The organism is Kosakonia sp. YIM B13571 (genome assembly GCF_042788095.1).
GTDB classification, from domain to species: Bacteria; Pseudomonadota; Gammaproteobacteria; order Enterobacterales; family Enterobacteriaceae; genus Kosakonia; species Kosakonia quasisacchari.
This window is the reverse complement of sequence record NZ_JBHZPL010000004.1, coordinates 498,030-508,733: the sequence shown is the minus strand read 5'-3', so window position 1 is coordinate 508,733 and position 10,704 is coordinate 498,030. Positions and strand designations below refer to the sequence as shown.

General features: G+C 52.9%; 10 protein-coding genes. 3 read left to right on the top strand and 7 right to left on the bottom strand.

Annotated features, from left to right (window positions below):
- The 3 genes from ACFX4O_RS13925 to mdtD form a co-directional block, all read left to right on the top strand.
- The coding region (locus ACFX4O_RS13925) for a hypothetical protein (RefSeq protein ID WP_380209239.1) at positions 1 to 242 on the top strand (242 nt) is incomplete at its 5' end.
- A 220-nt stretch (positions 243 to 462) separates the two neighbouring features.
- Positions 463 to 1,152, top strand: a complete 690-nt coding sequence (locus tag ACFX4O_RS13920; RefSeq protein ID WP_380209241.1) for a FadR/GntR family transcriptional regulator — start codon at positions 463 to 465, stop codon at positions 1,150 to 1,152.
- A gap of 11 nt (positions 1,153 to 1,163) precedes the next feature.
- Positions 1,164 to 2,567 carry a multidrug transporter subunit MdtD gene (gene mdtD, locus ACFX4O_RS13915; protein WP_380209243.1) on the top strand — a complete coding sequence of 468 codons (1,404 nt, stop codon included), beginning with the start codon at positions 1,164 to 1,166 and terminating at the stop codon, positions 2,565 to 2,567.
- On the opposite strand, the gene rbsR is transcribed toward mdtD, so the two are convergent.
- From rbsR to kup, 7 genes are all read right to left on the bottom strand, one after another.
- A complete protein-coding gene (gene rbsR / locus ACFX4O_RS13910; RefSeq protein ID WP_131412967.1) occupies positions 2,559 to 3,551 on the bottom strand; it encodes a ribose operon transcriptional repressor RbsR in 993 nt (330 codons plus the stop codon). The genes mdtD and rbsR overlap by 9 nt on opposite strands.
- A gap of 3 nt (positions 3,552 to 3,554) precedes the next feature.
- A complete protein-coding gene (gene rbsK / locus ACFX4O_RS13905; protein WP_380209245.1) occupies positions 3,555 to 4,484 on the bottom strand; it encodes a ribokinase in 930 nt (309 codons plus the stop codon).
- Between the two features lie 108 nt (positions 4,485 to 4,592).
- On the bottom strand, positions 4,593 to 5,483 hold the full coding sequence (gene rbsB, locus ACFX4O_RS13900; protein ID WP_131412971.1) for a ribose ABC transporter substrate-binding protein RbsB: 891 nt from the start codon (positions 5,481 to 5,483) through the stop codon (positions 4,593 to 4,595).
- Between the two features lie 26 nt (positions 5,484 to 5,509).
- A complete protein-coding gene (gene rbsC, locus ACFX4O_RS13895) occupies positions 5,510 to 6,475 on the bottom strand; it encodes a ribose ABC transporter permease (RefSeq protein ID WP_380209247.1) in 966 nt (321 codons plus the stop codon).
- A 5-nt stretch (positions 6,476 to 6,480) separates the two neighbouring features.
- Positions 6,481 to 7,986, bottom strand: a complete 1,506-nt coding sequence (gene rbsA, locus ACFX4O_RS13890) for a ribose ABC transporter ATP-binding protein RbsA (RefSeq protein WP_131412973.1) — start codon at positions 7,984 to 7,986, stop codon at positions 6,481 to 6,483.
- Positions 7,987 to 7,993: 7 nt separating this feature from the next.
- On the bottom strand, positions 7,994 to 8,413 hold the full coding sequence (gene rbsD, locus ACFX4O_RS13885; protein WP_380209249.1) for a D-ribose pyranase: 420 nt from the start codon (positions 8,411 to 8,413) through the stop codon (positions 7,994 to 7,996).
- Between the two features lie 204 nt (positions 8,414 to 8,617).
- A complete protein-coding gene (gene kup, locus ACFX4O_RS13880; RefSeq protein ID WP_131412977.1) occupies positions 8,618 to 10,486 on the bottom strand; it encodes a low affinity potassium transporter Kup in 1,869 nt (622 codons plus the stop codon).
- Positions 10,487 to 10,704: the final 218 nt, after the last annotated feature.

The window sequence follows — 10,704 nt, the reverse complement described above, 5'->3', positions numbered from 1 at the left end:
TTCAATTTAAGTTTGATGCTCATGAATTAAACTTCGTAATGAATTACGTGTTCACTCGTGAGACTTGGTATTCATTTTTCGTCCGAGGACGTCAAGAATCCAGTCACCCTGAGTGCCCACACAGATTGTCTGATAAATTGTTAAAGAGCGGTGCCGCTTCGCTTTTTGCAGCGGCGCGGGTGGCGAATAATACGCTTTCCCGCTGTGAAGTCAACTGTTTATTTTCAGAAGTCTTCACCTGACAGGCCGGTGTGTTTGCCGTTGTGCCGTGTCAGTGGAGGCGCATTATAGGGAGTTAATTTCCGCTGACAACCCCTAATTTCAAAAAACTTTTCAACCGTCTCTTTTTTCAACAAAGCGTGGTAAAAAGCGGCATTAATTGCCGATTTCGCTGTTTTTGCCACCACTGAAAGGTATCGAATGGCATACTAGCCAGTGAAATAAAGAAATAAGGAAGTAAAAATGCCGCTAAACGCACAACAACTTGCCGCGCAGAAAAACATCTCATGGGTTTTGGCCGAGAAACTGGCGCAACAAATCCTGAAGGGAGAATATGCACCTGGTAGTATTCTGCCGGGTGAGATGGAACTGGGCGAGAAGTTTGGCGTAAGCCGCACCGCTGTCAGAGAAGCGGTAAAGACATTAACCGCAAAAGGGATGGTATTACCCCGCCCGCGTATCGGTACTCGCGTCATGCCTCGCGGAAACTGGAACTTCCTTGATAAGGAGCTGCTCTCCTGGTGGATGCATGAGGATAACTTCCAGGATGTTGTTCAACACTTTCTCATTATGCGCAGCAGTCTTGAGCCTCAGGCATGTCTGCTTGCCGCCACGCTGGGCAGTGCGGAACAAAAAGCGTATCTCAATACATTAATGGAAGAGATGGTGTTTCTGAAAAAGAACTTCAACCGTGAACGCTGGGTAGAAGTCGATATGGCATGGCATGAACATATCTATGCGATGAGCAATAACCCGTTTCTTATTTCTTTCTCCACACTGTTTCATTCTATCTATCACACCTACTTTACCTCTATTACACAAAATGAAGTGGTCAAGCTCGACCTTCACCAGGCGATTGTGGACGCCATCCAGGAAAGCGATGGTGACAGCGCGTTCCGGGCGTGCCAACTGTTACTGAATACGCCGAATTAACAGGACATGGTATGACAGAGAAGAAAGCGCGCAGTATGGCCGGCCTGCCGTGGATTGCGGCAATGGCTTTTTTTATGCAGGCACTGGATGCCACAATTCTTAACACCGCACTCCCCGCAATAGCACAAAGCCTTGGTCGTTCCCCTTTAGCAATGCAATCGACAATTATCAGCTACACGCTGACAGTCGCCATGCTTATCCCCATGAGCGGCTGGCTGGCCGATCGTTTCGGTACACGGCGCGTCTTTATGCTGGCGGTCAGCCTGTTTACCCTTGGTTCGCTGGCCTGCGCGCTTTCGAATTCATTATCGATGCTGGTTGTGTTCCGCGTAATTCAGGGTATAGGCGGCGCAATGATGATGCCGGTTGCACGCCTGGCATTGCTCCGGGCTTACCCGCGCAGCGAATTGCTGCCGGTACTGAACTTCGTCACTATGCCTGGGCTTGTCGGACCGATTCTGGGGCCAGTGATGGGAGGCGTGTTAGTCACCTGGGCAAGCTGGCACTGGATCTTCTTAATTAATATCCCGATTGGCCTCGCCGGGCTGTTTTATGCACGTAAATACATGCCGAACTTCACCACGCCACGGCGCAGTTTCGATATGGGTGGTTTTTTCCTGTTCGGTTTAAGCCTGGTGCTGTTCTCAAGCGGGATGGAATTATTCGGTGAGAAGCTGGTCGCCAGTTGGCTTGCCTTTACCATCATTTTGAGCGGTATTTTGCTGCTACTGCTCTACATCCGCCACGCGCGTCGCCATCCGACACCATTGATATCGCTCAACCTGTTTAACACCCGCACCTTTTCCGTCGGCGTTGCCGGAAATATAGCTTCGCGTTTGGGTACCGGCTGTGTGCCCTTTTTGATGCCGCTAATGTTACAGGTGGGATTTGGTTATCCGGCATTGATTGCCGGTTGCATGATGGCCCCCACCGCGCTGGGTTCTATTCTGGCAAAATCAATGGTAACCCAGATATTGCGCAGGCTTGGTTACCGTAAAACGCTGGTTGGTATCACGCTGTTTATTGGTTTGATGATTGCCCAGTTCGCCTTACAAACGCCGGCGATGGCGATATGGATGCTGGTATTACCGCTGTTCATCCTCGGGATGGCAATGTCCACGCAGTTCACTTCAATGAACACCATTACGCTTGCAGACTTAACCGACGAGAACGCCAGCAGCGGCAATAGTGTGCTGGCGGTAACACAGCAACTGTCGATAAGCCTCGGCGTGGCGGTTAGCGCAGCGGTGCTGCGTTTCTATGAAGGGTTTGACAGCACAAACACGGTGGAGCAATTCCACTACACCTTTATTACCATGGGCGCGATCACGCTGGTTTCCGCACTGGTGTTTATGTTGTTGAAAGCAAAAGATGGCCGCAATCTGATTAAAGAACGGCACAAAAAATCAGGCTGAACCGCGCTCCATTAATATTGGCGTGAGCTGCAAACGCTGCTGTTGCAAACCAGGCTCCGCAATCCGGTGGATAAGCACGTCAATCGCCAGCTCACCCAGTTCATCTTTCGGTTGATGAATCGTGGTGAGCGGCGGCGTCATGTAGCGCGCCAGCTCAATATCGTCATAACCGACGATAGCCATATCCTGCGGGATTTTCAGCCCTGCCTGGTAAAGCGCCTGATATGCGCCCACAGCCATCGCATCATTACCAATAAATACCGCCTGCGGGCGCTCGTTCATTGCCAGTAATGCCTGCATCGCGTCGAAACCGCCGCCAAACTCAAAATCGCTCTCGATCTCATCCCCTTCACGGATCACCAACCCGGCGCGGGTCATCGCTTCGCGATACCCTTCCAGGCGCAGACGTGCGGGCGTTTTATCCAGCGGGCCGGTAATACAAGCAATGCGCGTATGCCCTTTGCCAATCAGATATTGCGTCGCCATATCACCGCCGAGCAACGAGTTGTCCTGAATCAGATCGCTATCGCCGTCGAAGGGGGCCCAGTCCATCATCACTGTAGGAATTGAAGGATAGCGCTGCATGATCTCTTGCGAGGGCTGGTGCGTTTCGGTACACAGCAACAGCAACCCATCGACGCGTTTTTGCATCAATGTTTCCAGGTTGCGGTTCATCCGCTGCTCGTCACCCTCGGTGTTGCACAACACCAGGCTGTAACCTCGCTCGAAGCAGCTGCGCTCCACGCCACGAACCAATTCCGAGTAAAACGGATTCGTACTCGCGGTGATAAGCATACCAATCGTACGCGTCTGGTTGATCTTCAGGCTACGCGCGATAGCAGAAGGCGCATAATTCAGCGTCTTGATCGCCGCGTCCACTTTTTCGCGGATAGCCTCACTCACAAAGCGATCTTTGTTAATTACGTGGGAAACGGTCGAAGTGGAAACGCCCGCCACGCGGGCAACATCCTTCATGGTCGCCAAGCATCACCCCTGCGAAGAGAGAAAATCGTCAATCTCATTGCGCCACGGCACAGACGGTTGCGCACCCTTACGCGTGACGGCAATCGCCGCCGCCGCATGAGCAAAACGAATCGCCTCATCCAGAGGTTTATCTTCCAGTAGCGCGGTCAGCAACGCACCGTTAAAGGTGTCACCCGCCGCAATGGTATCGATGGCTTTCACTTTAAAACCCGGTACGCGTTTGCCTTCGCCATTAACGCTGGCCCACACGCCACGGCTACCGAGAGTGATAATCACCGTTTTAATACCTTTGGCGTGAAGCGCCTGTGCAGCCCGCGCGGCATCTTCATCGCTGGATACCTTAATCCCGGTAAGTTTTTCCGCTTCAGTTTCATTTGGCGTGATGATATCCACTAGCGCCAGCAGTTCATCTGAAAGTTCACGCGCCGGAGCCGGATTCAGCGCCACGATGGTCTTGTTCTGATGCGCGATACGCGCTGCCGACAGCACGCTCTCAACTGGCGATTCCAGTTGCATTAACAGCGCAGAAGCCTGCGCAATCAGGTCATGCTGCGCATTGACGCGTTCAATCGAGAGCGCCGCATTCGCTCCCGCATGAATACCGATAACATTCTCACCTTCACCGTTGACGAAAATCAGCGCCACACCTGTAGATTCACCCGCAACAACACTCACCGGCGCAACATCAATATTGTCGCTCTGGAGCTGCTTACGTACGCGCGTACCGGTATCGTCATCGCCGGTACAGGCGATAAATGCAATATCAGCACCACTACGTCCGGCGGCTACCGCCTGATTTGCTCCTTTACCGCCAAAAGCAACCTGATACTGGCTGCCAGTCACGGTTTCGCCCGGAGTAGGGAAAGATTCAAGGTTAAGAATGTGATCGGCATTAATACTGCCAAGGACAACGAGTTTGCCTGCGGTTTTCATGATGAGCTTGTCCGTAAAATGCGCCACCTTTCGGTGGCGCGTGCCATGCTTTTCTTTTTTGTATTGTCCCTCAGGCGAAAGGTTTTTGCCCTCCACCAGAATGACGAATTACTGCTTGATAACCAGTTTCAAATCAACCGGGTTTTTGGCGTAAACCTTTTCACCCTTCAACACTTTGTCTGCGGTATCCACGCCTTTCGCGCCGATCTGCTCCGGCAACTGAGCGATAGTTGCAGCCAGTTTACCGTCGTTAACCGCTTTCACGCCGTCTGGCGTACCGTCAAAACCCACGACCATCACGTCGGATTTACCGGCAGTTTGCAGCGCGCGCAGCGCACCCAGCGCCATTTCATCGTTCTGCGCGAAAACAGCCTGCACATCCGGATGCGCAGTCAGCAGGTTCTGCATCACGTTCAGGCCCTTAGTGCGGTCGAAATCAGCCGGCTGGCTGGCCAGCACGTTAAATTTGTGTGCAGCAACCGCCTGCTGGAAACCTTCGCCACGTTCACGCGCAGCGGAAGTCCCGGCAATACCTGCCAGTTCGATAACTTTCGCTCCTTCGCCCGCTTTTCTGGCAATGTAATCCCCGGCAATTTTACCGCCGAGCACGTTATCAGAAGCGATATGGCTCACCACTTCGCCGCTGGAAGCCACACGGTCAAGGGTGATTACCGGGATTTTCGCCTGGTTTGCCATTTTCACAGCGTTACCAACTGCGTCGGAATCGGTCGGGTTGATCAGCAGCAATTTGGTGCCGCGCACGGTCAGGTCCTGCACGTTCGCCAGCTCTTTCGCCGGGTTGTTTTGCGAGTCCAGTACCACCAGGTCATAACCCAGTTTGTCCGCTTCTTTCTGCGCGCCATCCTTCAGAGAAACGAAGAACGGGTTGTTCAGCGTGGAAATCACCAGAGCAATAGAGTCTTTCGCCATCGCGTTCGCGCTTACGGTGGCGCTCAGTGCAACAGCAGAAACCAGAGTGGCCAGTTTTTTCATGTTCATTTTCATGAGTCCTGTTGTGTAGGTAATTACTGCTTTTTGTTGTCTACCAGCACCGCGAGCAGAATAACCACTGCTTTAACGATCATCTGGTAATAGGAGGAAACGCTCAACAAATTCAATCCATTATTGAGGAAGCCAAGGATCAGCGCGCCGATTAATGTGCCGACAATACGCCCTTTGCCACCTGCGAGACTGGTCCCACCCAAAACAACCGCAGCGATAGCATCCAGCTCATAACCTGCTCCCGCAGTAGGTTGCGCCGAGGAAAGACGCGCCACTTCAATAATGCCTGCCAGCGAAGCCAGAAGGCCGCACAGGGAGTAAACGATAACTTTGACTTTATCAACGCTGATACCGGACAAGCGCGTTGCCGCTTCGTTACCGCCTAACGCATAGATATAGCGGCCCAAACGGGTGTGATGCAACAGATACCACGCAGCGATAAAGACGACGACCATCAGCCACACCGGCGTCGGAATGCCGAACGGGCGACCAATACCGAACCAGCCAAACACATCCGCGTTATCAGTAAAACCCGTATTCACCGGGCTACCGTTGGTATAAACCAGCGTCACGCCGCGCAGCAGCAACATCATCACCAGCGTGGCGATAAACGCCTGCACGCGGCCTTTCGCGACAATCGTACCGGTCAGTGCGCCAACAGCCGCGCCAAGCGCCAGTGCACCGACAACCGCCACCAACGCGTTAACTTCCATTCCCACCAGCGAGGCGGCAACTGCGCCGGTGAGCGCTAACAGAGAACCGACGGACAGATCGATTCCCGAAGTCAAAATCACAAGCGTCATACCGACCGCCATAATGGCGTTTACTGAGGTCTGTTGCAGGATGTTTAACAGGTTATTGACGGTAAAAAAGTTCGGGCTCATGGTCGAAACAATCGCAATCAGCACCAGCAGGGCAATCAACGATTTTTGTTCCATCAACCATGCTTTGGTGAAATAACGGCGACCAGAAACAGCCTGGGTAGTCATCTTTTTTACTCCTGATTCACACGATTAAGCTTGCCCACAGCGGCAGCCATCAACACTTCCTGAGTGGCCTGCTCGCGCGTGAATTCCCCGCCGAGATGCCCTTCATGCATCACCATTATGCGATCGCTCATGCCCAACACTTCCGGCATTTCGGAGGAGACAAGAATGATGCTCAGGCCATCGGCCTTAAACTGGTTAATTAACTGATAAATCTCTTTCTTCGCCCCAACGTCGACACCACGCGTCGGCTCGTCGAGGATCAGCACTTTCGGCCGGGTCATCAGACCGCGCGCAATCGCCACTTTTTGCTGGTTCCCGCCGGAGAGCAAACCGATTGCCTGCTCCATTGAGGGCGTTTTCACATTAAACAGACGAATAAAATCACTTACCGCCTGCTGCTCATCTTTGTGTTTCAGCGTACCGCCCGCATGGCTGAAGTAACGCAGCGCGGTCAGCGACATGTTCTCTTTAACCGACATACCGAGCACCAGCCCGTCGCGCTTGCGGTCTTCTGAAATGTAAACAATACCGTTTGCCAGACCGTCCTGCGGTGAGCGGGTGATCACTTCATGGCCGTCGAGCGTCACATAGCCGCTGGTGCGCGGCAGTGCGCCATACAGCACCTTCATCAGCTCGGTACGTCCCGCGCCCATCAGCCCGGCGACGCCAAGGATCTCGCCTTTACGCAGCGTAAAACTGACATTTTCCACGCCCGGCCCGCACAGGTTATCGACGGTAAGACGAATTTCGCCCGGCGTTTTATCCAGCCGCGGATATTGATCTTCCAGCTTGCGGCCAACCATCATCTCGATCAGCGAATCTTCGGTTAGCGTGGCCACTTCGCGCTCGGCAATAAATTGCCCGTCACGGAAGACGGTCACGTCATCGCAAATCTCGAAGATCTCTTTCATGCGGTGAGAAATATAGACGATGCCGCGCCCCTGCGATTTCAGCTCGCGGATGACGCGGAACAGCGATTCGGTTTCGGTATCGGTCAGGGCATCGGTTGGCTCATCCATAATGATGACCTGCGATTCGTAGCTCATCACTTTAGCGATTTCGACCATCTGCTGATCGCCAATCGAGAGTTCACCGACCAGCCGCTCGCTTTTAAAGCGCAGATTCAGCTTAGCCAGCAGTTTGTCGGCTTCGGCAAACATCTTTTTCCAGTCGATTTTGCCAAAGCGATTCACAAACTCACGACCGAGGAAGATGTTCTCGGCAATGGTGAGCTGCGGGATCAGGTTCAGTTCCTGGTGGATGATGCCAATACCGGCTTCCTGGGAGGATTTCGGCCCGGTGAACGTGGTTTCTTTGCCCAACCACAGCAGCGAACCGGCATCACGGGTGTAGATGCCCGTCAGCACTTTCATCATCGTTGATTTGCCGGCACCGTTTTCACCAACCAACGCCATCACGCGGCCAGAGTAAACATTAAGCGCCGCGCCGGAGAGGGCTTTTACGCCGGGAAAGGCTTTGTCGATGCCTTTGAGTTGCAATAACGCGTCCATGATGGCCTCAGAAGGTCACGCCAGCACAGAGAATGATATTCGCAAACGGGGAACACTCCCCGCTGCGAATCACCGCATGACTGTCCGCGGTGTGTTTTTTAAATTGCTCGTGCGTAACGTACCGCACTTCGATGCTATTTCCCTGGTGTTGTTGCAGCTGCTCAATATGCTTGAGCAACGTTTCATGGAGCTGCGGATTATGCTGCTTAATCTCCGAGGCGATAATCGCGGACTCAACCTGCATTTCCGTCGTCACCACTTCCAGTACTTGCATAAAGGAAGGCACGCCCTGAGTTAATGCCATATCAATACGTTGCGTGTTACGCGGCACCGGCAACCCGGCATCACACACCACCAGCGAATCAGTATGACCAAGACGAGAGATGACTGACGAGATGTCAGCGTTCAGCACACGACCTTTTTTCATTTTTTACGCTCCATCAGCGAAACGTTTCGCTGTATGCAGTGTAGTACGAAGAATGTGCAGAAAACCATCCTGACTTTATAGAAGTGTGATCGATATCGAAACGTTTCGCTTGCCGAAATGATGAAAAAAACAGCTTTACTTATTTAAGTGAAATCATCAGCAATTAATAGCAAAAACCCCTCTTAAAGAGGGGTTTCATCAGAACTAAATTTCGACCTGCGTTCCCAGTTCTATCACTCGGTTTGGCGGGATCTCAAACTGATCTGGCGCGCGCAGCGCGTTACGTTGCAATACCAGATAGAGTTTGCCGCGCAGGCGCAGATACCAAGGCCGTTTGCCCACAATCAACGACTCATGCGACATAAAGAACGAGGTCTCCATCATGCGGCAGTTCAACCCTTCCAGCCCGCAACGGTGGAACACTTCTTCCACATTTGGCGTTTCACGCCAGCCGTAGCTTGCCACCACACGCCAGAAGGTCGGCGACAATTGCTCAATCTGCACGCGGCGCACATTGTGCACATAAGGCGCATCTTCAGTACGCAGCGTCAGCAGGATCACGCGCTCATGCAGCACCTTGTTGTGCTTCAGGTTATGCATCATGGCAAACGGGATAACATTCAGCGCACGCGACATATACACCGCTGTGCCCGGTACGCGCACCGGCGGCGATTTCTCCAGCGAAGCAATCATTGCCTCCAGAGAGTTACCGTGTTCATGCATACGGCGCAGCAGGCGGAAACGCTCGCTCTTCCAGGTGGTCATCACCAGGAACATCACCAGCCCAAGGGTTAATGGTAACCAACCACCGGAGACGATTTTGTCGAGGTTCGCCGAGAACAACGGCACATCGATAGAAAGGAATAGGAGCAGAAGCAGTCCCACCAGCACTTTGTTCCAGTGCCAGTTTTTGCGCGCCACCGTGGTGGAGAGAATCGAGGTCAGCACCATGGTGCCCGTTACGGCGATCCCGTACGCTGCCGCCAGGTTACTCGAGTGTTCGAAGCTGACAATAACCAGCACCACCGCAAAGTAGAGCAGCCAGTTAATGAACGGGATATAGATCTGCCCGGATTCCATCTCCGAGGTATGGATGATGCGCATCGGCGCCAGATACCCCAGACGCACGGCCTGGCGCGTCAGTGAGAACACGCCGGAAATCACCGCCTGCGAGGCGATAACCGTCGCCAGCGTGGAAATAATCAGCATCGGGATCAGCGCCCATTCCGGCGCGAGCAGGAAAAAGGGGTTCTTAATCGCTTCCGGCGTTTTCAGCAGCAGCGCGCCCTGGCCAAAGTAGTTCAGCACCAGCGACGGTAGCACGACAATAAACCACGCCACGCGGATCGGCAGCTTACCGAAGTGGCCCATATCCGCATACAGCGCCTCCACCCCGGTAATGGACAGCACTACCGCGCCCAGCGCCACAAAAGAGATAGCCTTATATTGCAGGAAGAAGTTCACCGCCCACATTGGGTTTAGCGCTTGCAACACTTCAGGGTTCGCAATAATGCTGCGCACACCGAGCACCGCCAGAATCAAAAACCACGCCAGCATAATGGGGGCAAACAACTTCCCCACCAGCCCCGTACCATGTTTCTGAATCGCAAACAGCAGGGTTAAAACGACAATCGACAACGGTACAATCCAGGCGTCGAGCGAAGGCGCGATAATCTCCAGGCCCTCGATTGCCGACATCACCGAAATGGCGGGCGTTATGACCACTTCGCCATAGAAGAAGCTGCCGCCAATCAGCCCCATGATCACCAGCACCGAGGTCATCCTTGCGGAGGTATTGCGCCCGGCCAGCGACATCAGGGTTAAGATCCCGCCTTCACCGGCGTTATCCGCCCGCATGACGAATGTCAGATACTTAATGGAGACAACAAAAATCAGCAGCCAGAAGATGAGCGACAAAAAACCAAACACGGCATCGCGCTCAACGCCAAAACCAAACTGACCGGACAAACATTCACGAAGTGTATAAAGTGGGCTGGTGCCAATATCACCGTAGACAACCCCAATCGCCGCAAGCGTAACCGCTGGTAATGATTGCTTATTATCAGTGCTCATAGACTAATCTTTTGATTGAATGACACAATGTGTGCTTAGTCCCTTGGCCCACAAAAAGCGCACAGTATGCACGATTATTTATGAAATCGTACCCCTAAATGCGGCCACATTAATCTGGCGCAAAGAAAATAAAGCCGTTCTTCAGTCTATTACAAGCCCTTTCAGGAACGTCTATACTCGCTTTTGCAAGCCGGATAACACGGCGAAAGGACGCAAAT